General features: G+C 30.5%; 23 protein-coding genes. 10 read left to right on the forward strand and 13 right to left on the reverse strand.

Annotation, left to right across the window (positions count from 1 at the left end):
* Positions 1-2 precede the first annotated feature (2 nt).
* A complete protein-coding gene (locus tag J9309_RS01905; protein ID WP_230476761.1) occupies positions 3-599 on the forward strand; it encodes a ribonuclease HII in 597 nt (198 codons plus the stop codon).
* 65 nt (positions 600-664) lie between these two features.
* Here the strand turns inward: J9309_RS01905 and coaD are convergent, their stop codons facing one another.
* Together coaD and J9309_RS01915 are read right to left on the reverse strand one after the other, a co-directional pair.
* A complete protein-coding gene (coaD, locus tag J9309_RS01910; RefSeq protein WP_230476762.1) occupies positions 665-1,126 on the reverse strand; it encodes a pantetheine-phosphate adenylyltransferase in 462 nt (153 codons plus the stop codon).
* Positions 1,114-2,103 (reverse strand): D-alanine--D-alanine ligase, encoded by a 990-nt coding sequence (locus J9309_RS01915; protein WP_230476763.1) that lies wholly within the window; start codon positions 2,101-2,103, stop codon positions 1,114-1,116. The genes coaD and J9309_RS01915 overlap by 13 nt, the downstream gene beginning before the upstream one ends.
* A 91-nt stretch (positions 2,104-2,194) precedes the next feature.
* Between J9309_RS01915 and J9309_RS01920 the strand changes: the two genes are divergently transcribed.
* From J9309_RS01920 to J9309_RS01930, 3 genes are all read left to right on the forward strand, one after another.
* Positions 2,195-3,145: a PASTA domain-containing protein gene (locus J9309_RS01920; RefSeq protein ID WP_230476764.1), complete on the forward strand. Its 951-nt coding sequence runs from the start codon at positions 2,195-2,197 to the stop codon at positions 3,143-3,145.
* Positions 3,146-3,154: 9 nt separating this feature from the next.
* Positions 3,155-4,252 carry an RluA family pseudouridine synthase gene (locus tag J9309_RS01925; RefSeq protein WP_230476765.1) on the forward strand — a complete coding sequence of 366 codons (1,098 nt, stop codon included), beginning with the start codon at positions 3,155-3,157 and terminating at the stop codon, positions 4,250-4,252.
* A gap of 95 nt (positions 4,253-4,347) precedes the next feature.
* Positions 4,348-5,574 (forward strand): DEAD/DEAH box helicase, encoded by a 1,227-nt coding sequence (locus J9309_RS01930; protein WP_230476766.1) that lies wholly within the window; start codon positions 4,348-4,350, stop codon positions 5,572-5,574.
* Positions 5,575-5,620: 46 nt separating this feature from the next.
* On the opposite strand, the gene J9309_RS01935 is transcribed toward J9309_RS01930, so the two are convergent.
* The 8 genes from J9309_RS01935 to J9309_RS01970 form a co-directional block, all read right to left on the reverse strand.
* Positions 5,621-6,217, reverse strand: a complete 597-nt coding sequence (locus J9309_RS01935; protein ID WP_317192141.1) for a porin family protein — start codon at positions 6,215-6,217, stop codon at positions 5,621-5,623.
* Between the two features lie 68 nt (positions 6,218-6,285).
* A complete protein-coding gene (locus J9309_RS01940; RefSeq protein ID WP_230476768.1) occupies positions 6,286-7,449 on the reverse strand; it encodes a dicarboxylate/amino acid:cation symporter in 1,164 nt (387 codons plus the stop codon).
* Between the two features lie 106 nt (positions 7,450-7,555).
* Positions 7,556-8,815 carry a CinA family nicotinamide mononucleotide deamidase-related protein gene (locus J9309_RS01945; protein WP_230476769.1) on the reverse strand — a complete coding sequence of 420 codons (1,260 nt, stop codon included), beginning with the start codon at positions 8,813-8,815 and terminating at the stop codon, positions 7,556-7,558.
* A gap of 51 nt (positions 8,816-8,866) precedes the next feature.
* Positions 8,867-9,625 carry a GLPGLI family protein gene (locus J9309_RS01950; protein WP_230476770.1) on the reverse strand — a complete coding sequence of 253 codons (759 nt, stop codon included), beginning with the start codon at positions 9,623-9,625 and terminating at the stop codon, positions 8,867-8,869.
* A 63-nt stretch (positions 9,626-9,688) separates the two neighbouring features.
* On the reverse strand, positions 9,689-10,483 hold the full coding sequence (locus J9309_RS01955; protein ID WP_230476771.1) for a GLPGLI family protein: 795 nt from the start codon (positions 10,481-10,483) through the stop codon (positions 9,689-9,691).
* A 78-nt stretch (positions 10,484-10,561) separates the two neighbouring features.
* Complete coding sequence (gene lipA, locus J9309_RS01960; RefSeq protein WP_121933615.1) at positions 10,562-11,431, reverse strand: lipoyl synthase; 870 nt, start codon at positions 11,429-11,431, stop codon at positions 10,562-10,564.
* Between the two features lie 117 nt (positions 11,432-11,548).
* Positions 11,549-12,565, reverse strand: a complete 1,017-nt coding sequence (gene galE, locus J9309_RS01965) for a UDP-glucose 4-epimerase GalE (RefSeq protein ID WP_230476772.1) — start codon at positions 12,563-12,565, stop codon at positions 11,549-11,551.
* Positions 12,566-12,661: 96 nt separating this feature from the next.
* Positions 12,662-13,777 carry a DegT/DnrJ/EryC1/StrS family aminotransferase gene (locus J9309_RS01970; protein ID WP_230476773.1) on the reverse strand — a complete coding sequence of 372 codons (1,116 nt, stop codon included), beginning with the start codon at positions 13,775-13,777 and terminating at the stop codon, positions 12,662-12,664.
* A gap of 99 nt (positions 13,778-13,876) precedes the next feature.
* Between J9309_RS01970 and J9309_RS01975 the strand changes: the two genes are divergently transcribed.
* From J9309_RS01975 to J9309_RS01990, 4 genes are all read left to right on the forward strand, one after another.
* Positions 13,877-15,130, forward strand: coding sequence for a 3-deoxy-D-manno-octulosonic acid transferase (locus tag J9309_RS01975; RefSeq protein ID WP_230476774.1), 1,254 nt, complete (start codon positions 13,877-13,879; stop codon positions 15,128-15,130).
* A 115-nt stretch (positions 15,131-15,245) separates the two neighbouring features.
* Entirely contained in the window at positions 15,246-18,359 is a 3,114-nt protein-coding gene (locus J9309_RS01980) for a UvrD-helicase domain-containing protein (protein WP_230476775.1), read from the forward strand.
* A complete protein-coding gene (gene uvrC, locus J9309_RS01985; protein WP_230476776.1) occupies positions 18,359-20,170 on the forward strand; it encodes an excinuclease ABC subunit UvrC in 1,812 nt (603 codons plus the stop codon). Before J9309_RS01980 ends, uvrC begins: the two co-directional genes overlap by 1 nt.
* A complete protein-coding gene (locus J9309_RS01990; RefSeq protein WP_230476777.1) occupies positions 20,145-20,588 on the forward strand; it encodes a hypothetical protein in 444 nt (147 codons plus the stop codon). Before uvrC ends, J9309_RS01990 begins: the two co-directional genes overlap by 26 nt.
* A 341-nt stretch (positions 20,589-20,929) precedes the next feature.
* On the opposite strand, the gene gcvT is transcribed toward J9309_RS01990, so the two are convergent.
* Together gcvT and J9309_RS02000 are read right to left on the reverse strand one after the other, a co-directional pair.
* Positions 20,930-22,006: a glycine cleavage system aminomethyltransferase GcvT gene (gene gcvT, locus J9309_RS01995; RefSeq protein ID WP_230476778.1), complete on the reverse strand. Its 1,077-nt coding sequence runs from the start codon at positions 22,004-22,006 to the stop codon at positions 20,930-20,932.
* A 77-nt stretch (positions 22,007-22,083) separates the two neighbouring features.
* Entirely contained in the window at positions 22,084-22,446 is a 363-nt protein-coding gene (locus J9309_RS02000; RefSeq protein ID WP_230476779.1) for a hypothetical protein, read from the reverse strand.
* Positions 22,447-22,491: 45 nt separating this feature from the next.
* On the opposite strand from J9309_RS02000, the gene J9309_RS02005 reads away from it, so the two are divergent.
* Entirely contained in the window at positions 22,492-23,202 is a 711-nt protein-coding gene (locus tag J9309_RS02005) for a YiiX/YebB-like N1pC/P60 family cysteine hydrolase (protein WP_230476780.1), read from the forward strand.
* A gap of 18 nt (positions 23,203-23,220) precedes the next feature.
* Positions 23,221-23,406: a hypothetical protein gene (locus J9309_RS02010; RefSeq protein WP_230476781.1), complete on the forward strand. Its 186-nt coding sequence runs from the start codon at positions 23,221-23,223 to the stop codon at positions 23,404-23,406.
* On the opposite strand, the gene J9309_RS02015 is transcribed toward J9309_RS02010, so the two are convergent.
* Positions 23,403-23,855 (reverse strand): peroxiredoxin, encoded by a 453-nt coding sequence (locus J9309_RS02015; RefSeq protein ID WP_230476782.1) that lies wholly within the window; start codon positions 23,853-23,855, stop codon positions 23,403-23,405. The genes J9309_RS02010 and J9309_RS02015 overlap by 4 nt on opposite strands.
* Position 23,856 lies beyond the last annotated feature (1 nt).

Genomic DNA, 23,856 nt, shown 5'->3' on the forward strand with positions numbered 1-23,856 from the left:
AAATGGACAAATCTTTAACAAATCTTGAATTTGAAGTGGGTTGTGATGAAGCTGGAAGAGGTTGTTTGGCAGGTCCAGTTGTAGCAGCTGCTGTTATATTAGGTAAAGATTTTAGCAACGATATTATAAATGATTCAAAAAAACTACCCGAAAAAAATAGAAATTCGCTTAGATTATATATCGAAGAAAATGCATTAGCTTGGGCTGTTGGAATTGTTTCTCCAAAAGAAATTGATGAAATAAATATTCTGAACGCAAGTTTTTTGGCTATGCATCGAGCATTGGATCAAATTAATATGCCACTAGATTTAATTGTAGTGGATGGAAATAGATTTAATAAATACAATGAAATCCCACACGAATGCATTGTTAAGGGCGATGGTAAATATATGAATATTGCTGCGGCATCAATCTTAGCGAAAACTTATCGTGATGAAATTATGGAGAATTTGGATTTAGAATTTCCACAATATCATTGGAAAAAAAATAAAGCATATCCTACAAAAGCTCATCGAGATGCAATTGCAGAATTTGGAACAACCCCACATCATAGGTTATCATTTAGATTATTACCTGAACAATTAACATTAGATTTATAATTTGATTTAAAAATAAAAGGAGATTCAAAAATTGAATCTCCTTTTATTTTTATGTAATATATTGATTAAATTCTTACAACATCAGGCACCAAAATAGTATAGTTACCTCCGTTACGCATTACATCTCTTACAATACTTGAAGAAATATATGCTTTTCCTGAAGATGTTAACAAGAAAATCGTTTCGATATCGTGATTTGTAATTGCACGATTGGTGTGTGCTATCGCTTTCTCAAACTCAAAATCAGCAGGGTTTCTTAATCCTCTTAAAATAAAACTTGCTTCTTTCTCACGACAATAATCTACAGTTAAACCTTCATAAACATCAACTTCAACATTATCATATTTAGCAATAGATTGCGCAATAAATTCTTTGCGTTGTTCTAATGAAAACATATAATTTTTAGAAGAATTTGTACCTATTGCAACAATAATTTTATCAAATAATGGAACTGCACGTTCAATAATATCGATATGACCAATAGTAATTGGATCAAAAGAACCTGGGAAAACTGCTATTCTTGCCATGATGATTTTCTATTTAAAGCCAATTCAATTTCGCTGTCCATCAAATCCGATAATTCAATTTTTGAATAAGCAGCTTGTTGTGGAAAAATACTTGCTGGTGAAAAACCAGGTAAAGTATTCATTTCGATAAAATGAGGTTCACCATCAACAATAATATATTCAGAACGTGTAAATCCAGTCATATTTAAAGAAGTATAGGCTCTTTTTGCAACCTCTTCTACTCTTTTCGTAACCTCATCAGAAATACGAGCTGGTGTAATTTCTTGTGATTTCCCTTCGTATTTTGCTTCGTAATCGAAGAATTCATTTTCGGAAACAATTTCTGTTATTCCAACAACTTTAATTTCTCCTTGATAATTTAAAACTCCAACCGAAACTTCAATACCATCTAAAAATGATTCAATTAAAACTTCTTTATCTTCAGTAAAAGCTTTCTCTAAAGCAGCTTCAAACTCCTCAACAGCTGAAACCTTTGAAATTCCTAACGAAGAACCTGAACGATTTGGTTTCACAAAACAAGGTAATCCTACATTTTCAATAATTTGTGATATAGAATAATTTGTTCCTTTTTGAATGTAAACCGATTTTGCATGAGGAATACCATATTTACTTAATGCAGCAATACAATCCTTTTTATTAAAAGTTAAAGCTGATTGATAGAAGGGACAACCTGTATAAGGCAAACCAATTAATTCAAAATAAGCTTGTAAATAACCATCTTCACCTGGTGTACCATGAATAGTATTAAAAACTACATCAAATGTATGTTTTTGTCCATTTTTTGTAAAACTGAAATCTTCTTTACTAATTGGGTATTTTTCTCCCTCAATTTCAGCATACCAGCCTTCTTTTAAAATACGAACTCTTGTTCTATCGTACTTTTCAGCATTTAAACTTGCGTAGATTAATTCGCAACTTTTTAATGAAATTACGCTTTCATCAGAATAACCTCCTGCGACTACTGCTACTCTTAACATGATTAGAAATTAAATTTATTCAAATATAGAACTTTGATAATAATCATTAATATTATTTTTAAACTATATTTGTACGTTATTAATTAGTACAATGAATTCAGTAAAATCAATTCTTAAAGTCGTGCTTAATGCAATTATAGTTGCAGCGCTATCTTACGGATTATACTATTTTGTTTTCAATATTTGGTTATCAAGCTACACGAACCATGGAGAATCTGTAGAAGTTCCTGATTTATCAAGTATGAATATACAACAAGCTACTCAAACATTAGATGAACTAGGTTTAACTTACGAAGTTGATTCTGTCAACTTTGATCCTAAGATGAAACCTTATTCAATTATCGATTTTTATCCTAATTCACTTTCTAAAGTGAAAGAAGGTCGTCGTATTTTTATTAAAGCAAATCCAAAAACGTATCGTCCTGTAGAATTACCAGACTTAATTGGTAAATCAAAACGATTAGCTTTTACACAATTAGATATTTCAGGTTTAAAAATTGGTAATATAATTTATGAACCAGACTTAGCGAAAGATGCGGTTTTAAAAATATTATACAAAGGACAAATTATAAAACCTGGTACAGTTTTACCTCGTTTTGCTGTTGTTGATTTAGTTTTAGGACGTGGAATGTTAACAGGTGTAAATACGCCAAACTTAGTTGGATTGGATTTAACATCTGCTAAAGACATCATTATACAAAACTTTTTCGAATTAGGACAGGTTAAATTTATTGGTAGTTCAACTGACACAATTGGTGCTCGAGTTGTTTACCAATTCCCTTTCAGCGGCGATTCATACGATCAAGGTCAACCAATCGATGTTTGGTTATCAAACAAATCAATGAATGAGTTAAAAGATCAACTGAAAATGTTAGATCGTGAGTACAAAAAATTTGACGAAGACACAATCCAAGGTTCACAATACCTTGATATACTAAATAAAAATAATCCTAAAACTAAGACAGAGGAAAATCTGGAAGAAGTAACAACTCCTGCAGCACCTCAAGCTCCTAAAGTTTCAGAAGAGATTATAATCGAATAAAAATATAGAATGACGGAAGATTTAGAATTAGACGAAATATTCGAACAAGATAACAATAAATTATACGAGCATTTTTCAATAACGGTTGACAAAGGTCAATCGTTATTGCGTATTGATAAGTTCCTTATGGTTCGTATTGAAAATGCAACGAGAAATAAAATTCAGCAAGCTGCTGAAAATGGAAATATTATAGTTAATAACGAGGCTGTAAAATCTAATTACAAGGTAAAACCTGGAGATTTTATTCAAATCATGTTAGAAACTCCTCCACGCGAGAACGAAGTAATCGCTGAAGATATTCCATTACGAATTGTTTATGAAGATGACCAAGTTGTGGTTATTGATAAAGAACCAGGAATGGTTGTACATCCAGGACATGGAAATTATACAGGAACTTTAGTTAATGCTTTAAAATTCCATTTTGATAATTTGCCATCAATGTCTGATCAGATGGAACGACCTGGATTAGTTCACCGTATTGATAAAGATACATCTGGATTATTAGTTATTGCTAAAACTGAAGTTGCAATGACTTCATTAGCAGAACAATTTGCAAACCATACGACAGATCGTTTATATAATGCAATCGTTTGGGGAGTTGTAGCAGAAGATCACGGAACAATTACAGGACACATTGGACGTCATTTGAAAGATCGTATGCAAATGGCTGTTTTCCCAGACGGTGATCAAGGTAAACATGCAGTTACACACTACAAAGTAATCGAGAATTTCTCTTACGTTACTTTAGTTGAATGTAAATTAGAAACTGGTCGTACACACCAGATTCGTGCACACTTCAAACATATCGGTCATCCATTATTTAATGATGCGCGTTATGGTGGAGATCGTATTTTAAAAGGAACAACATTTAACAAATACAAACAATTTGTGGATAATTGTTTCGCTGCATGTCCAAGACAAGCCTTACACGCACGTACACTTGGATTCGACCACCCAACGACAGGAGAAAGATTATCTTTCGAATCTCCATTACCAGCAGATATTGTTGATGTAATTGAACGTTGGAGAAACTACTCTATCAATTCTGTTCACGCAGTAGAACCTGATGAACCAATCGATAGAAATGCTAAAGAATTAAAAGATTAATTCTACATATATTAAAAAGCACTTCATTTTGAAGTGCTTTTACTTCTTATTCTAATCAGATAAATACAACAATACTGATTAACAAATTTTCAAATATGAAATTCACTGAATTAAATATAATCGAACCAATATTAAAGTCTATTGAAGAAGCTGGTTATACAGAACCAACAGATATTCAGAGACAATCTATTCCTTTAGTTTTAGAAGGAAATGATATTATTGGTTGTGCACAAACTGGAACAGGAAAAACAGCATCATTTGCAATTCCTATTCTTCAGAATTTAACAAATACACCAAGCAAAGGAAAAAAAGTTAGATCTTTAATTTTAACTCCTACGCGAGAATTAGCAATTCAAATCAACGATAGTTTTAAATTATATGGTAAACATTTACCTTTAAAACACATGGCTATTTTTGGTGGTGTTAATCAAAATCCTCAGATCAATGCGATAAAAAATGGTGTTGATATCTTGATCGCAACTCCAGGTCGTTTATTGGATTTAATTGGTCAAGGTCATTTAAAAATTAATCAAATTGAGATTTTTGTTTTAGATGAAGCTGACCGTATGTTAGACATGGGATTTGTACATGAAATCAAAAAGATTTTAGAAATCATACCGAAACAAAGACAATCGTTATTTTTCTCGGCTACGATGCCAAAAAATATTCGTAAGTTTTCTCACACTGTATTAAATCGTCCAAAAGAAGTTAGCGTAACTCCGGTTTCTTCCACTGCTGAAACGGTAGAGCAATTTGTTTATCATGTAGATAAAGACATGAAAGTTGCTTTATTGGTTAGTATTTTAAAAGAAAATCCTGAAGATAGAACATTAATTTTTACGCGTACAAAACACGGTGCAAATCGTTTGGTTCGTCATTTGGAAAAAGCAGGTATTCCTTCTGCTGCGATACATGGAGATAAATCTCAGAATGCGCGTCAAAAAGCATTAAATAATTTTAAAGATGAAACTTTAAAAGTTTTAATCGCAACAGATATTGCTGCTCGTGGAATTGATATTGATCAATTACCTTATGTAATCAATTACGAATTACCTAACGTTCCAGAAACTTACGTTCACCGTATCGGTCGTACGGGTCGTGCTGGTCGCGAAGGAAAAGCAATTTCATTATGTGCTGCAGACGAAAAAGGTGATTTAATGAATATTGAGAAATTAATTGGTGCTTATGTAACAATTATAAAAACTCCGAAAGAATTTCATAAAAAAGCTGAAACTGATGTAAAAGCGAAAAGTAAATCGAATGATTTTATCGCGAAAAAGCAATTCTTCAAAAAGAAAAATGAAAGAGGTAGAAGACGTTAATCTTTCTACTTAAAATATAAAAGCACTTCAAATGAAGTGCTTATTTTTATTTTATTTTGTAACTAATTCCTGCTGAAACGTTAAAGTTTTTGATGTAATAATTCTCTATAAACTTTGTCAATCCCCAACCCACGCGAAGTCCAATTCCTAACTTTTCGTCAATTTGATATCCAGAACCCAATAAAGCCGCAAATTGTATTTTATTTACATGATCTAATTTTCCAGAATATGTAGGATATTCATTTAAATGATCTTCAAATTTCAATTTACTTGACAAATTATATCCAACTTCTCCTCCAAATTCAAAATATAATTTTTTAGGTTGATATTTTAATAATAATGGCAACTTGATAAAATGCACTTTGTAATTTTCATCAAATCTTGGATAGTTATTATCATACAAAGGTGCTCCTGTTAATTCATGTAAATTAATATTTACATTATTAAATGTTTGATAAGAATACAATATCTCTGGTTGAAAACTAAATTTATCATCTAATTTAAAATCTGTTGACACTCCTACATAAGCTCCAAATCCATTTTGGTTATCACCTTTTATAGCATTGTTAATCCCTGTAGTCTGTGCTCCAATTTTAACTGCATATGAATTTTGAGCAAAATTCAAAGTTGAAAATAAAAGCAACGCAAATAAAAATACTTTTTTCAGATAATTAATACTAATAACATAACGTTGTAATTATCTAAATATTGCTATGCTTTTTCTTCCGCATATTTATCAACAATCATTGCTAATGCCCCATCGGTCGTAATATTACATGCAGTTCCGAAACTATCTTGTAAAGCAAAAATTGTCAGAATCAAAGCAATTCCAGCTTCATCAAATCCAAGTACGTTAGAAATTAATCCTAAAGAAGCAACTACAGTACCACCTGGAACACCTGGCGCACCAACAGCAAAAACACCTAATAATAAGACGAACATTACCATTGTACCTAAATCAGGAATACTTCCATATAATACTTGAGAAACCGTCATCACAAAGAAAACTTCTGTTAAAACTGATCCACACAAGTGCGTGTTGGAAAAAAATGGAATCGTAAAATTTGCAATCGTTGGTTTAATTACTTTACTATCATCAACAGCTTTTACAGCAACACCTAAAGTTGCTGCCGAAGACATCGTACCAACTGCTGTTAAATAAACCGGTGGATAATGTTTTAGTAATTTTAACGGATTTGTTTTATGATAAAATCCTGCGATAGAATACATCAAAGTCATCCAAATAAAATGACCAACAATCACGATTAAAATTACTTTAAAAAAAACGGGTAATTGTTTTTCAATTGATCCTTCATAACTTAAAATTGCAAAATTTGCCGCAATGAAAAACGGTAATATCGGTATTAAAACTTTATTGACCATCAAGATCACAATGTCCTTAAATTGGTCGAAAATAATTTCTAACTGTTTTGCTTTCGTAAGTAGAATTCCCATTCCAATCATCAAAGACAAAATTAAAGCTGTCATGACTGAAAAAATTGGTGGAATATCTAATTGAAATAGAATTTTAGGAACTTCTTTTAAAGCTTCAACAGATGTTGGAATTGATAATTGTGGAATAATTTGGTATCCAGCAAATGTTGAAAGTAATCCTGCTCCAATTGATGATAAATACGCTATTGCTAAAGAAAATCCAACAATTTTACTTGATCCTTCATTCAATTTTGTAATCGAAGAAACTATGAATCCGATCACAATTAATGGAACTAAAAAGAAAATTAATTGTCCTGTAAAATATTTAATCGATAAAACTATTTGTATTGTACTTTCATTTAGATAATTTCCTAAAATCAATCCCGCAATTACACCCACTATCAATTTAAATAAGGTGTTTCCTAAAATCTTTTTTAACATTCATGCAAATTTGCGTCAAATATAAACTCTATTAATTAAATAGACTTAATGTATTATTGATTATTTTTTGACGAATTTTATGATTTCAGCTTGATAGTATAACAAATCAATAGTTCTCTTTCACAAACTGAATTGCTAAATTCAGTGCATTATTCGAAACAATTTTAATAAAATCTTCACGATCTAAATATGGATAATAAAACTTCTTATTTATGGTTTTATCTCCATTTGTAATAGAAATCCAAACTGTACCGACCGCTTTGTTATCTTCGCCTTTATTTGGCCCAGCTACTCCAGTTGTTGCAATCGCTAAATCTGTATTCATAACCTTGCAAGCTCCTTTTGCCATCTGTTCTACAACTTGTTCAGAAACAACAGTAAATTCATTAATAGCATCTTGAGAAACACCTAAAACAGAAGTTTTAACTGAAGTCGCATACGAAACAACGGCACCTGAAAAATAGTTTGAACTTCCCGAAATTGATGTTATTAAACTTGCGATATTTCCTCCTGTACAACTTTCGGCAGTTGATAAGGTTAAACCTTTTTGAATTAAAATTTCACCTAAAATTTGTTGAGGTTTACCGGAATGCTCAGACAATAAATATTGACCAGCAATCTCTTTAAATTTCTCTATTTGATGTTGAATAGCATTTTGTAATTCAACTTCGTTTTGTCCAAAAGCAGAAAATCTTAAATCAATTGAAGTTCTATTTGGCAAATAAGCTAAACTGATAAAATCTGGAATTTCATTTTCCCACTCTTCTACTAAAATTGCCAAATCACTTTCAGGAATTCCACTCACCAAAATATCACGATGAACAATAACTTCAGAGCTTAATTGATTCTTTAATCTTGGTATAATTTCATCACGCATCAAACCTTTCATTTCAAAAGGAACACCTGGAAGATTTATTATAATTTTATCTTCTACCGCAGTCCATAAACATGGCGCCGTACCGTAACGATTTTGTATAAATGTTGATTTTTCTGGAATTAGAGCTTGATCATGATTCAAATTATTTAATTCTTTCGTGTAACCTCTCGAAGCAAATAGTTGAACAATATTTTCTAATACTTTTTCTTCACGAATTAATCCACAATTCAAAAATTGACATAATGCAGTTTTTGTTTTATCATCTTTTGTTGGTCCTAAACCTCCAGTTACAATCACAACATCTGATTTTTCAATTCCACGTTGAAACGCCTCGATAATGTGAAATAATTCGTCTTTGACTGAAAGAATTTCTTCTACTTCAATTCCTATTTGATTTAAATGTTGAGCGATAAATGCCGAATTGGTATCGACAATTTGACCGATTAAGATTTCATCTCCAATCGTTAATAAAGTTGCTTTGGTTTTCATGCATAAAAAAACTTGCTACTTTAAAGGTAACAAGTTTTATATCGTTTCAAATTATTTTTTATCCACACCTTGGTTTTCTGCTTCAATAATTCGTTTATTCATTTCATCATACATTGAAATTAATTCTGGATAAGATACTTTTTTCAAACTCTCATTTAATTTATAAACCGGTTCTTTTTTCAATTCTTTCTTCGCTTTTGGATTCCAAGAAATCATTACTTCAATATCATCTTTAATGTATTTATAATGTAATTCTAATATCAAACCTTTTGTACCAAAATATTTATCAGGAGAATAAACATAAGGCAAAGATGGCGCATACCAAGCGATTACATCAACATCTTTATGTTTTCCAATTGCTTCTTTTGTTTCTATTCCTAATATCGTTTTTGACTTACCTGTATCTTTAAAATCAACTTTATTTAACGAATCATAGACCATTATCTTTTTCCCTTGAAAATCTGATTGATTATAATACAACTGTTCTTTGTAATTAAAAACTGGATGCTCACCAATATCAGGACCAATTCCCATTCGCATACCACCTGGTTGTTGAGAATTATTTAATTTCAAATTAATTGTTGATTGACTTTGAGACGAATTATAGGTAAATATATAATCTATTGAAGGAATATTTTTCGTCATTTCAATTACCTCATCACGTTGTTTTGTGTCTGGATAATATTGTTTCATTGCTTCAATCGCTTTAGGTGTAAAAGCTATTTGAGGTTGAACTTCGTAATCAATTTGATAAAATTGTGCATTCACACAAGTTGAAGCTAACAATAAAATGGCTAATATATTTCTCATAAAATGTTGTTTACCTAAAGATAAAAAAAGAGTTACAACGAATTGAAACTCTTTAAATTATTTTTAATCGATTGTACTTTCTTGATTAAACATTTCATTTCGTTTACGATTGGCTTCGTCATAAATATCGCTTAATTCTTGTGGCGATATAATTTGTAGTTTAGATTTTTTATCTGCTTTTAAAGGATTTTTGAATTTATAATTTCTGACATTTGGTTTAATGTTTTGCACACGAATAAAATTATCCATTCTTCCTACTTCTGGAATTTCCATAAATAAATTCATTTCCAATACAAAACCATCCAAAAATTGTACTGCAATTGGCATAAATTTAAAATCTATATCTTTTGTAAACCAAGCGTCAACATCATAAACAATTTGACCAGATTTATACTTTGATTTTGCTTTCTGAACTTTGTAACCTAAAATTTCTTTGGTTTCATTCGTAAATTCCCAAGATAATTTTTCAATAGGATTTTTAACGATATACTTTTTACCATAAACATCTACTTCTCGAAAATTCTCATTGGTATTAAAATCTGAATATGTTAATCCAAAAGGTAAACCTGCTACAGATTTTTTCACTCCTCCTTTTGCATCTTGTGAGTTATCTATTTTCTCTTGTTCGATTGAATTATATTCTTTTTCAGATGAATAAATTAAATAATCTAATGGTTCTGGATTTTCGTTCTGTTCAATGTTCCATTTTCTAAGTTCAGTATCTTTTATATCTCCAAAACTCATTTCAATATATTCAGGTGTATATTTTGTACGATGCTGTAATTCGACTTTTACTTCATAAATCTGAGCATTTGCAACAGAAGTAAGTACGAGTAGTAAATAAAAAAGTTTTTTCATTTTAAAATTAATTTTATTAAAAATAAAAAAAGAGTTACAACAAATTGTAACTCTTTTAAATATAATTGATAACCTATTTTATAAAATATGTTTTTCTGCGTGATAAGAAGAACGAACCAATGGTCCTGATTCTACATGACGGAATCCTAATCCGCGAGCAAAATCTTCGTATTTTTTAAATTGCTCTGGCGTGATAAATTCTTTTAATGGTAAATGTTGTTTTGTTGGTTGTAAATATTGACCAATTGTAATTACATCTACATTCGCATTTGCAACATCTTGAATCGTTTCGAAAACCTCATCTTCCATTTCACCTAAACCAAGCATAATTCCTGTCTTTGTACGACGTTGACCAGCTTCTTTTGCATAACGTAAAACTTCTAAAGAACGATCATATTTCGCTTGTATACGAACTTCGCGAGTTAAACGACGAACAGTTTCCATATTGTGTGATAAAACTTCTGGACCAGCATCAATAATACGATCAATGTGTTTTTCTATCCCTTGGAAATCTGGAATTAATGTTTCCATAGTTGTGCCAGGACTGATACGACGAACCGCACGAATAGTTTCTGCCCATATAATCGATCCCATATCTTTGATATCGTCACGATCAACAGATGTTAAAACCGCGTGTTTAATTTTCATTAATTTAATTGAACGAGCTACTTTTTCTGGTTCAGCCCAATCCACTTGCTCTGGACGACCTGTTTTTACCCCACAAAAACCACACGAACGTGTACATACGTTACCTAAAATCATAAAAGTCGCCGTTCCTTCGCCCCAACATTCACCCATATTTGGACAGCTACCACTTTGACAAATTGTGTTTAATTTATATTTATCAACTAAACCTCTTAATTCTTTATGTTTTTTTCCAGTAGGTAATTTTACACGTAACCACTCTGGTTTTTTCACTCTTCCGTCTGGTCTTAACTCAACACTCATTATGTTACTTTTTCAAAAGCTAATTTACAATTTTTTATCTAACTCTATCATACCAATAAAAAAATCCGAGTTAAAAACTCGGATTAAATTTATCTGATATTGCTTTTTATAATTTTCTTATTCCGCTCTTAAGCCTTGTTCCCATTTCCAAGAATTACGTAAAGATTCTTCCAACGAAACAGTTGGAATCCAACCTAATTCTGTTTTTGCTAACGTATTATTTGCGTAAGCTTCTACAATATCACCTTCACGACGACCTTGTATTTGGTAATTCACTTTTATATTATTGGCCTCTTGAAATGCATTAACCACTTCTAAAACTGTAGATCCTCTTCCAGTTCCTAGATTAAAAAACTCTAAAGTAGTTTTGTTTTTACCTTCGATTAAACGAGTCATTGCTTTTACATGCGCAACTGCTAAATCATTGACATCAATATAATCACGAATTGCAGTTCCGTCACGCGTAGGATAATCATCACCCCAAACAGATAAACATTCGCGAATACCTGCTGCAGTTTGCGTTACATAAGGAACTAAATTATTAGGAATTCCTTTAGGTAATTCTCCAATTTTAGCTGATTCGTGCGCTCCAACCGGATTAAAATATCGTAAACAAATTACATTTTTACCAGATACAGCTGAGAAATCTTCTAAAATTTCTTCTCCCATTTGTTTCGTTTTACCATAAGGAGATTCTGGTTTTTTTAGTGGTGTTTGCTCATCAATTGGCATTTTATCAGCCTGACCATAAACCGTACAAGATGAACTAAAAATGATGTTATTTACATCAAAATCTTGCATCGATTCTAATACATTAATTAAACCTACTAAATTATTACGGTAATACATTAGTGGTTTTTGCACAGATTCTCCAACCGCTTTGTAGGCTGCAAAATGAATGATTCCGTTTACTTTGTTATATTGAAAGAATTCTCGAACTGAATTTTCATCTTTTAAATCGATTTTAAAATATTCAGGTTTGATATTCGTAATTGAAGTAATTCTTTCTAAGAAATTTTCTTCTGCATTTGAACAATCGTCAATAATGACAACATCATAACCTGCATTTTGCAAAGCGACAACTGTATGAGATCCTATATATCCCAGTCCTCCAGTTACTAAAATTTTATTCATCCTTGTGTGTAGTCGTAATTATACTTTCTCAAAAATAGCGAAATAAAAAAGTCCTCACAAAACTGTAAGGACTTTATTTAAAGATATTTCTAAAATCTATTTTCCGAAAAATTCTTTCACTGCAGAAGTGATGTAAACTAATTGTTCTTCATCTAATTCTGTATGCATCGGTAAAGACATAACTTCTGTAACTAAAGTATCAGTATTTGGGAAATCAGCATCAACATAATCTCCACTATCATAAGCTTTTTGCTTGCGTAATGGAACTGGGTAATAAATCATTGCTGGAATTTCTTTTTCAGTTAAAAAAGCTTGTAAAGCATCTCTTTTACCGTTTAAAACTCGTAATGTATATTGGTGAAAAACATGAGTAGAATCTGAAGAAATTACTGGTGTAACTAATTCATCAATATCAGCAAAAGCATCTGAATAATAAGTAGCTGCTGCTAAACGAGCCGCGTTGTAACCATCAAGATGAGGTAATTTGTGACGTAAAACTGCCGCTTGAACTGAATCTAAACGAGAATTTACTCCAATTTCATCATGGTAGTAACGTTTGTACATTCCGTGATTTACAATTCCACGTAAACGGTGCGCTAATTCATCATTATTTGTAAAAATAGCCCCACCATCACCGTAACAACCTAAGTTTTTAGACGGGAAGAAAGAAGTACATCCAATATTACCAATTGTACCTGCTTTTTTACCTTTGTATTCAGCTCCAATAGCTTGTGCTGTATCTTCTACAACATATAAATTATGCTCTTTAGCAATTGCCATTACCTCATCCATATTCGCACATTGTCCAAATAAATGAACTGGAATAATTGCTTTAGTTTTTGGCGTAATTGCTGCTTTTAATTTTTCTGTATCAACTGTAAAAGTATCTAAATTAACATCAACTAAAACTGATTTTAATTTTAATAAATCAATTACCTCAACAGTAGCTGCAAATGTAAAATCTGCTGTAATTACTTCATCACCTGGCTCTAAACCTAAAGCCATTAAAGCAATTTGTAAAGCATCCGTACCGTTTCCACAAGGAATTACGTGTTTTACACCTAAATATTTTTCTAAATCTTCTTGGAATTGTTTTACCTCTGGACCGTTGATAAACGCTGCAGATTCAATAACATTCATAATAGAAGCGTCAACTTCTGCTTTTATTTTTTGATATTGACTTTGTAAGTCAACCATTTGGATTTTTTTCATAGTGTATGAATTCTGTTAATCAGTTTTCTTTGTTTAACTGAAAATCTATAGCAAATGTACAAAAAAACCTTATTCAATATTTCTTAACTTTGCAGCATTGTGCAAGGATTTTATAACACATCAATTAAGGCGTACGGATTAGCGTTAAAATTGGCTTCAGGATTTAATAAAAAAGCAAAACTTTGGGTAAATGGTCGAAAAGATTGGGAAGAACAAATTGCTTCAAAAATCAATTCAACAGATCGTGTTTTGTGGGTTCATTGTTCATCATTAGGAGAGTTTGAGCAAGGTCGTCCTGTAATCGAAGCGCTAAAAGAAAAATATCCTTCGCATAAAATTGCGGTTTCATTCTTCTCGCCTTCTGGTTATGAAATTCGTAAAAATTATCCCGGAGCTGATGTAATTTTTTATTTACCATTAGACACAAAAAATAATGCAGAGAAATTAATAAAAGTTCTACATCCTGAATTATTAGTTTTAGTAAAATATGAATATTGGTTTAATTTAATTTCAGCTTTACATCAAAAAAATATTCCAACTATTGTCGTTTCAGCGATTTTTAGAGAAAGTCAAAATTTCTTCAAGAATAATGGTCATAATTGGTTTGCACAAAAATTAAATTTGATTTCACACTTCTTTATTCAGAACCAAAAAAGTAAAGTATTGCTGGATTCAATTGGAATTCAACAATCAACATTAACTGGAGATACTCGTTTTGATCGCGTAAAGCAAATCGTTCATCAAAACAACCAATTGGATTTTATGAAGCAGTTTAAAGGTGATTCTAAATTAATTGTTGTTGGAAGTTCGTGGCCAAAAGATGAAGAATTATTTCTTTCATTAATCAATGAAAAATTAAAAAACGATTGGAAGATTCTTTTTGCGCCTCACAATTTACATGAGAAAGAAATCGAAGCTTTTATTTCTAAATTAAATCTTCCAGTCGTTAAATTTTCGGAATTAGAAAAAACATCAACTGAGCAAATTAAACAAGCCAAAATTTTCATTTTAAATACTATCGGAATTCTTTCTAAAGTTTACGCTTACGCTGATATTACCTATATCGGTGGAGGATTTGGAGCAGGAATTCACAATACATTAGAAGCTGTAACTTTTGGAAATCCTGTGGTTTTCGGACCGAAATACAAAAAATTTCAGGAAGCTGTGGATTTGATAGAAGTTGGTGGTGGTTTTACAATTGCAAATCAACAAGAATTTGATTCGATTTTTAATCAATTAATGAATGATGAATCTTTTAGAAAATCTTCAGGTCAAAAAGCTGGAGATTTTGTTCAGAAATCGCCCAACGCAACGGCGATGATTATGGATTATGTAGATGGAATTGTGAAGTAAAAAATTATAACAATTTATAGGAAGTCAAAATGACTTCCTTTTTTATGCGTCATTGTTTGGCTTTCAAATTTCATAATCTTGTGTAGAATTATTAACTTTCTAAAAATTTATTGAATTGTTACAAGCAGGCGATTTTAAGATTTACAATGCTTCTGCCGGAGCAGGTAAAACGTACACGTTAGTAAAAGAATTTATTTCTTTGTTATTGAAGGATGAAAGTGTTTATCGTTTCGAACACATTTTGGCCATTACTTTCACTAACAAAGCAGCTAATGAAATGAAGGAACGTATTATCGAAACTTTAGAAGAATTAGCTGATACAACTAAAACTTTTGATGATTATATTTTATCTCTTTCCGCAGAATTAAATCTTGAACCAACAATTATTCAAGAACGTGCACGTAAAATCTTGATCGCTATTTTGCACAATTACTCAAAATTTTCAATTTCTACAATTGATAAATTCAACTTGCGTTTGATGAAATCATTTGCTCAAGATTTGGGATTATCGATGAATTTTGATGTAGAAATGAACACGCAAGAAATTATTGAAGAATCTGTTGATTTATTGTATTCAAAAATTGGTGAAGATCAAAAATTGACAGAAACCATGATTTCTATTGCCTTAGATAATATGGACGATAACAAATCGTGGGATATTCGAAAATCACTTTCGTCCGATACTGTCAATATTTCTAATGATCGAAATTTAGAGCATTTAGAGAATCTTCGTAATGTATCATTGGACGATTTCGTTGCATATAGAAAAACAATTTTTGAGGATATTAAAGACATCAAAGATGGTATCGTTTATATTGGTGAAGCCTTTTTAGATTTATTAAATAAAAATGGTTTAACATTAGCAGATTTACCTGGGAAAACTACACAAGGAGTCGGCGCTTTTCTAAATAAATTAATTAAATGGGATAAATATTCTCCATTACCTTCTATTGATGGTGCTAAAAAACACGTTTATGAAGGTAAATATTTAGAAACTAAAAAAATAAATCCTGTTGCTGAACAAATATTTCCTGAAATTAAAACACTATTTGAACAATTCTTAAAACTTAATAACAAATTAATTTTACTATCAAATATTCAGAAAAATATTTCTTCGATTTCGTTAATTAATGAAGTAGAAAAATCTTTAGAATCGATCAAAAAAGAATCAAATGTTTTATTGATTAATGAATTTAATACCAAAATCAGTAAACATTTACGCGATCAACCTGCTAACTTTATTTACGAACGAATTGGTAGTCGTTACAATCATTATTTTATAGATGAGTTTCAGGACACTTCTACTCTACAATGGCAAAATTTTGATCCGCTGATTGAAAATGCTCGTGCTCAATCAGACACAATTATGTTGGTTGGCGACGCGAAACAATCTATTTATCGTTGGCGAGGTGGAAATCCTGCACAAATGATTGGCTTGATTGAAAATAAGGAAGATTTAAACATCAAAGTTCAAGAATTAGATACCAATTGGCGAAGCCATGAAAATATTATTCAGTTCAATAATGAATTGTATACGCACATCGCTCCAAAATTAAATTTACAGGAATATCAAAATCTATATATAAAAGGAAATAAACAAAAACATAATCACAGAAAAGATGGTTATGTTCAAATTCAATTTATTGAAAATTTAGAACGTTCGAAAGATCAATTTAAAGAAGAAAATCTAACGTATGTTTTAGAATATATCAATCAATGTAGAGAAAATGGATTCTTGTTAAGTGATATTGCTATTTTAGTTCGTAGCAATGCGCAAGGAATTTCTATTGCGAAACATTTAACTGAAAATAATATTGTCGTAATTTCCAACGAAGCTTTATTGTTAAAGAATTCATACGAAATTCAGTTGCTTGAATATTTATTTAAAATCGCTGCAAATCCGTTAGACGAACAAAGTAAAATTCGTTTTATTATGGTAGCTTTTGAGTTAGAATTATTCAAATCTGAAGATTTAACTTCTACGATTGAAAAAGCAATCAATAAGAAATTGGACGGATTTATTGATTTAATGAAAGAGTTAACTATCGATTTAACCTTTATCAAAAATGAAAATCTTTCGTTATACGATTTTACAGAAAAAGCGATCCGATCTTTAAATTTAGAAGAAAAATCGCCTGCTTATATTTTAACTTTTTTAGATGTTATTTTAGAATATACTTCTAAAAACGAGTCGGACTTGAATTCATTTTTAGAATATTGGCAAACTGCAAAAGATAAATCATCTGTAAAAACTCCAAAAGGAGTTGATGCGGTACAAATTATGACGATTCATAAATCGAAAGGATTAGAATTTCCGGTCGTGATTATTCCGTTCTTAGATTGGACTCCGAAAAACAATAAAATTTGGATTCCATTAGAAAAAACTGAAGTAAATCCTTTTGAAAATTTTTATTTAGGAATCAATAATGATTTAAAAACAATTCAAGACGATTCAATTAAAAAAGCCATTGAAGATGAAGAAAATCTTGTTCAGATGGACGAAATTAATACATTGTACGTAGCAACAACTCGTGCAAAAGAACAATTATATCTTATTGCTTTAAAACCTAAAGAATCATCAAAATCACATTCGATTGCAAATTATATCCACGATTTTATTACATCGAAAGGGATTACAGAAGATAAAGCTATATTATTTGGAACACCCGAAAGATTAAGCACAATAGATTCGAAACCAAATGATTCTAAAGAAATTAAGATTCATTCTTTGGATTGGAATAATAAATTAACCGTAAATACAAATTCGGAACGAGCACAGAAAAAATTAGAGCTTACTGAATATGCCAATGCGATACATAATGTGTTGGCACAAATAAAAACAAGTGACGATGTTGAAAAGACGATTGCTTTAGAACATCAACGCGGAACAATATCTGCAGAAAATTTAGATAAAATTAAAAAAGGAATCGAAATAATTTTATCCAATTCAGTTTTAGTTCCGTACTTTGCAAAAGGATTAAAAGTGCTAAACGAGCGAGATTTTATTGATCAAAGTGGTGAAATTTTTCGTGCCGATCGTGTGGTAATTGATAATGAAAATAATTGTACAATTATCGATTATAAAACTGGTCAACCAGAAACAACGCATCATTTTCAAATCAATCAATACGCAAGTTTTTTCCAACAATTAGGTTACACAATCAAAGAAAAATTATTAATCTACATTGACGAAGCACATGAAAAAATTAATATTGTTGCAGTTGATTAATGAATGATAACGTTAAATTAAAATTAGCCTCATTACCCGAAACTCCTGGAGTTTATCAATATTATAATAAAAACGGGGATTTACTATACGTCGGAAAAGCTAAAAATCTTAAACGACGCGTAAATTCTTATTTCAATAAAACTCATGATTCTAAACGATTACGAGTTTTAGTAAAAAATATTGATAACATCGAAACTATCAATGTCAACTCAGAATATGATGCACTTTTATTAGAAAATAATCTAATTAAAGAGCATCAACCTCGTTATAACATCTTGTTAAAAGATGACAAAACATATCCTTGGATTTGTATTAAAAAAGAGCGTTTTCCTAGAATTTTCTCCACTCGTAATGTAATCAAAGACGGATCTGAATATTTTGGTCCTTACTCTAGTGTTAAAACAATGAAAATTTTATTGGGGTTAATCAAAGATTTGTATCAAGTGAGAACGTGTACGTTTGATTTATCTGAAAAAAATATTGAAAATAATAAATACAAAGTTTGCTTAGAATATCACATCGGAAATTGTTTAGGTCCTTGCGAAGGTTACCAATCAGAGGAAGATTATGATGAACAAATTAATGCGATACGAAATATTATAAAAGGTGAATTTAGCGAAGCAAAAAGTTATTTGATTGATAAAATGACAAAATATGCTTCGAATTTACAATTCGAAAAAGCTCAAATCATAAAAGATAAATTAGGGATTTTGGCTAAATATCAAGCTAAATCTACTATTGTTTCTCCAACAATTTCTAACGTTGATGTATTCTCTATAACTTCTGATGAAGAATATGCCTACATCAATTTTATGAAAATTTATCAAGGTGCAATCATCCAATCACATACGGAAGAATGGAAGAAAAAATTAGATGAGACAGACGAAGATTTATTGGAAAGAGGAATTATAGATTTTTCTGAACGTTTTAATTTAAACTCTAAAGAAATTTATGTTCCATTTGAATTGAGCATCGAAATTCCATTCAGAAAAATAATTGTTCCTAAGATTGGCGAAAAGAAACACATTCTTGATTTATCAATTAAAAACACTAAAATTTATCGTTTAGAACAATTAAAACAAACAAAAATTGTTGATCCGGATCGTCATACAAATCGTATTATGAGCCAGATGAAAACTGATTTACGATTACCAAAAGAACCACGCCATATCGAAGGTTTTGATAATTCTAATATTCAGGGAACAAATCCAGTTTCGGCTTGTGTTGTTTTTAAAGATGGAAAACCAAGTAAAAAAGATTATCGCATTTTTAATGTTAAAACAGTTGAAGGTCCGAATGATTTTGCGACGATGGAAGAGGTTATTTACAGAAGATATTCTCGTGTTTTAGCAGAAGGTGAAGCATTACCAGATTTAATTTTGATAGATGGTGGAAAAGGTCAATTAAGTTCTGCCTTAAATTCTATCGATCGATTAGGGTTAAGAGGAAAAATATCGATTATCGGGATTGCAAAACGATTAGAAGAAATCTATTATCCTGGCGATCCATATCCTTTATATTTAGATAAAACTTCTGAAACATTAAAAGTATTACAACATGTTCGCGATGAGTCTCATAGATTTGGTATTACGCGTCATCGCAACAGAAGAAGTAACAATGCTTTTAAATCAGAATTAGATGATATACCTGGAATTGGACCCCAAACAATTAAAGAATTATTAACAAATTTTAAGACGGTACAAAAAATAAAATCTGCATCTTTGGAGGAACTAACTAATATTGTCGGTAAATCCCGTGCAGAAAAAATTAAAGCCTACTTTTCAAATGAAAACAATGCCAATATTGGATAGAGATTTAACATCTTTATTGAATAACACAAAATTACAAACTATTCTAGCTATCATCCCTTTAGCTATTTTCATCCTTGCAATGCTAAGTTATCTTGTGATCTTTTTTTCACTTTTCGGAACAATAGATTCGCAATTAGGACACGAAGGAACTTCTAAATCAATGTTAGTTTCTTTATTAGGTAATCTTGTAATTTTTATATTCTTAGTATTCTTAGGATTTTTTGTCGGAGTAATCTCCTTTATTTACTTTGTGGTACATGCTGTAAAAAATCCAAATTTAATGGAAAGTGACGATCGCTTATTATGGATATTAGCAATTATTCTTGGAAACGGTATCGGAGTTTTTGTTTATTGGTTATATCAAATCAAGAAAAAAGATCCACGCCCTATCATTGATTTATACGATGAAGATTTATAAATCTTGCTCAACTTTTCAAAATCATATAACATAGTTTTAAATAAAAAAGAATCCCATCGAAGAACGATGGGATTCTTAATTCATAATTAGTGTTAATTCCTTAATATAGACCATTCAGGAACAGTGTTACACAAATATAGATTTCATTTTTATAAAAACACAACAAAAAGTTAATTAAACACTAAAATTTAACAATTTTTATTGTATTAATAATTTAAAGCTAATACATTGAAATTATATTCAACAAAAAATATATTATATTATTAATAATAAAATATAAAAAAAGCTACTTCAAAATTGAAATAGCCTTTTTTTTATAATAAATTTAGAAAATGTGAATTTTAAACGAAAGGTAATTTAACTACCTCTGCTAAAACATTTTTATCACGAATTTGAATTCTAATATTAGTTCCAACTTTTGCAAAATCTACATGAACATAAGCTAAACCAATTCCTTGTTTTAACATTGGAGATTGTGTTCCAGAAGTTACGATTCCTAAAGTGTTTTCATAGTCATCAACAACTTTGTAATCGTGACGAGGAATTCCACGTTCAATCATCTTGAAACCAACTAATTTCTTCTCAACACCTGCTTCTTTTTGTGCCTTAATAATGTCAGAAGAAATAAATCCTGTATCTAATTTAGTAACCCAACCTAAACCGGCTTCTAATGGAGTCGTTTCGTCGTTGATATCATTACCATATAAACAGTAACCTTTTTCTAAACGTAAAGTATCACGAGCTGCTAAACCACATGGCTCAATATCGAAAGGTTTACCCGCTTCCATAACTTTATCCCACATTTCGTTTGCTTGTTCGTTAGCAAAGTAAATTTCAAAACCTCCAGAACCTGTATATCCAGTTGCAGAAATAATTACATTTTCAATACCCGCAAAAGTTCCGATTGCGAAATGATAAAAAGGAATTTCAGCTAAATTAATATCCGTTAAAGATTGCATTGCTTCAATAGCCTTTGGTCCTTGGATAGCTAACAAAGACATTTCGTCTGATTTGTTCGTTAATTCAACACCAAAAGTGTTGTGCTTGTTCATCCATTCCCAATCTTTATCAATATTCGACGCATTAACAACAGCTAACCATTCGTCATCAGCCATTTTATAGATAATTAAATCATCAACAATACCTCCTTTTTCATTTGGCATTGCATTATATTGCGCTTGTCCTATTGCAACTTTAGTAACATCGTTTGTTAATAAGTATTGTAATAAATCAGTTGATTTTTCACCTTTTAAAAAGAATTGCCCCATGTGAGAAACGTCAAAAACACCAACTTTTTCACGAACTACAAAGTGTTCTTGGTTTACACCTGCGTATTGAACTGGCATTTCATATCCAGCAAAAGGAACCATTTTTGCACCTAAATCTTTGTGCTTTTGGTTTAATGCAGTTACTTTCATTTTATGTTTGCTTGTTTAATTATTTCTTCCAAAAATAAGGAATTTTATTGGCAAAGAAAACAAACTTACAAATCCATCTATCTAATTTTATGAACTATTTTTAGTTTTCCTGAAGTTGCTTTATAAGGTTCGAAACTAAATCTTGAGGTTCCTGTATGAAACTCATTTTTAAACTTTATGCTTATTTGGCCGGATAACTTTTCTACTTTACAAGTTTCACAAGGTTTTACTAATATCGTATCATTCACTTCACCTTTTAAACGAACAATTTGAAATGAATATTCTTTATTCTTCTTTGCAGGAATAGAGTTAGTAACGATAGCATCAAAATCGTTGATAAAAAACACATCACGACCTTGATTACTTCCTACAACAATTGCAATTCCTAATCCAATTAATAATACTATTATTGTAGCTGTTAAACCTTTTTTGAAATCCATAAACTATACCTTTGTAATAGAGTTTAAAAATACAAATAATTACGTATGAAAAAAATAAATAATCTTTTTCCTATCCTAATATTGTCTTTATTGTTTTTCAGTATAAATAGTTGTAATAAAAATATATCATTAAGAAAGGCAGATACTCATGATACAATTGGTAATTCCCTTCTTTCTATTCATGATTTAGATAATGGAGATTTAATTTTAGTAAGTGCACAAACTAAAGATTTATCTGGTGCAATTAATCGAGTAACTCAAGTTTCTGAAAAACGCAATTATGATCATGTAGGTTTAATTGAAAAAACAAAAGATTCTATTTTCGTGTTGCATGCCTCACCTTCAGGTGGTTCCCAACGAGAAGAAATCAATCATTTTTATCAAACCCAAACAAAAAAGAATAACAATATTGTAATTTATCGGTTAAAACCCGAATTTCAACATACTATTCCTGATGCCATTTTAACTGCAAAATCATTAGTAGGAAAAGCTTATAATTGGAATTATATTTTAAATGATGATACGTTTTATTGTTCAGATTTTATCGAAAGAGCTTTTAGAAAAGATTATGTTTTTAAATTAATTCCCATGAATTTTAAAAATCCAGAAACTGGAAAATTTGACGATTATTGGATTGATTTTTATGCTAAAAAGAATCTAAAAATCCCACAAGATGAACCTGGTACTAATCCAAATCAAATAGCCGAATCTGAAAAACTTGAAGAAATAGGTCCTTTATTGATTTACCCGAAATAGAAAACGTATCTTTGAACTATGAAACAAAATTTATTTTTAACTGGAGTTTTCTTCATCGTATTATTCGGGATGAAATATCTTTTTGATAAAAGTGACATGACGTCAATGTTGATTTATTCAGTCATCGGAGCTGCTGTATTTTTCGTTTACAGAACTTTCATCAGAACATGGTTTATCAATAGAAATAAAAAAGACCAAGATTAATTTTCTTGGTCTTTTTTTATAGCTTCTAAGGCATCTTCTATATGTAAATCTGCTCTGTTAGATGCGATATGTTTAATTAATTTTCCTTCTTTATTAAATACAAACGTTTCTCTTGGTGTTATTAAACCAAATGTCTTTTTAATACCTAATCGTTTTGTTAAAATCCCTTTTTTATCAGAAAGTAACGGATAATTTAAATCGTGCTTCTTCGAAAATTTTTCATGTGAAGAAGTCGATTGACCATTGATACCAACAATGATAGCATCTAATTGGTCAAATTCTTTTTTAATATCTCTAAAACTGCATGCTTCCTTGGTACAACCTGGCGTAAAATCCATTGGATAAAAAAACAATACAAAATATTTTTTATATAGATATTCGTCTGAATTGAACCAATTTCCTTTGCTATCCTCCAAAGAAAACGATGGGATGTGATCTCCTATTTGCATA

The organism is Faecalibacter bovis, from assembly GCF_017948305.1.
Taxonomy (GTDB): Bacteria; Bacteroidota; Bacteroidia; order Flavobacteriales; family Weeksellaceae; genus Empedobacter; species Empedobacter bovis.

What these genes read in the sequence shown, in the direction of transcription:
- J9309_RS01905 (WP_230476761.1), top strand. Translation starts at nt 3, where the DNA reads ATGGACAAATCTTTAACAAATCTTGAATTTGAAGTGGGTTGTGATGAA.
- coaD (WP_230476762.1), bottom strand. Translation starts at nt 1,126, where the DNA reads ATGGCAAGAATAGCAGTTTTCCCAGGTTCTTTTGATCCAATTACTATT.
- J9309_RS01915 (WP_230476763.1), bottom strand. Translation starts at nt 2,103, where the DNA reads ATGTTAAGAGTAGCAGTAGTCGCAGGAGGTTATTCTGATGAAAGCGTA.
- J9309_RS01920 (WP_230476764.1), top strand. Translation starts at nt 2,195, where the DNA reads ATGAATTCAGTAAAATCAATTCTTAAAGTCGTGCTTAATGCAATTATA.
- J9309_RS01925 (WP_230476765.1), top strand. Translation starts at nt 3,155, where the DNA reads ATGACGGAAGATTTAGAATTAGACGAAATATTCGAACAAGATAACAAT.
- J9309_RS01930 (WP_230476766.1), top strand. Translation starts at nt 4,348, where the DNA reads ATGAAATTCACTGAATTAAATATAATCGAACCAATATTAAAGTCTATT.
- J9309_RS01940 (WP_230476768.1), bottom strand. Translation starts at nt 7,449, where the DNA reads ATGTTAAAAAAGATTTTAGGAAACACCTTATTTAAATTGATAGTGGGT.
- J9309_RS01945 (WP_230476769.1), bottom strand. Translation starts at nt 8,815, where the DNA reads ATGAAAACCAAAGCAACTTTATTAACGATTGGAGATGAAATCTTAATC.
- J9309_RS01950 (WP_230476770.1), bottom strand. Translation starts at nt 9,625, where the DNA reads ATGAGAAATATATTAGCCATTTTATTGTTAGCTTCAACTTGTGTGAAT.
- J9309_RS01955 (WP_230476771.1), bottom strand. Translation starts at nt 10,483, where the DNA reads ATGAAAAAACTTTTTTATTTACTACTCGTACTTACTTCTGTTGCAAAT.
- lipA (WP_121933615.1), bottom strand. Translation starts at nt 11,431, where the DNA reads ATGAGTGTTGAGTTAAGACCAGACGGAAGAGTGAAAAAACCAGAGTGG.
- galE (WP_230476772.1), bottom strand. Translation starts at nt 12,565, where the DNA reads ATGAATAAAATTTTAGTAACTGGAGGACTGGGATATATAGGATCTCAT.
- J9309_RS01970 (WP_230476773.1), bottom strand. Translation starts at nt 13,777, where the DNA reads ATGAAAAAAATCCAAATGGTTGACTTACAAAGTCAATATCAAAAAATA.
- uvrC (WP_230476776.1), top strand. Translation starts at nt 18,359, where the DNA reads ATGAATGATAACGTTAAATTAAAATTAGCCTCATTACCCGAAACTCCT.
- J9309_RS01990 (WP_230476777.1), top strand. Translation starts at nt 20,145, where the DNA reads ATGAAAACAATGCCAATATTGGATAGAGATTTAACATCTTTATTGAAT.
- gcvT (WP_230476778.1), bottom strand. Translation starts at nt 22,006, where the DNA reads ATGAAAGTAACTGCATTAAACCAAAAGCACAAAGATTTAGGTGCAAAA.
- J9309_RS02000 (WP_230476779.1), bottom strand. Translation starts at nt 22,446, where the DNA reads ATGGATTTCAAAAAAGGTTTAACAGCTACAATAATAGTATTATTAATT.
- J9309_RS02005 (WP_230476780.1), top strand. Translation starts at nt 22,492, where the DNA reads ATGAAAAAAATAAATAATCTTTTTCCTATCCTAATATTGTCTTTATTG.
- J9309_RS02010 (WP_230476781.1), top strand. Translation starts at nt 23,221, where the DNA reads ATGAAACAAAATTTATTTTTAACTGGAGTTTTCTTCATCGTATTATTC.
- J9309_RS02015 (WP_230476782.1), bottom strand. Translation starts at nt 23,855, where the DNA reads ATGCAAATAGGAGATCACATCCCATCGTTTTCTTTGGAGGATAGCAAA.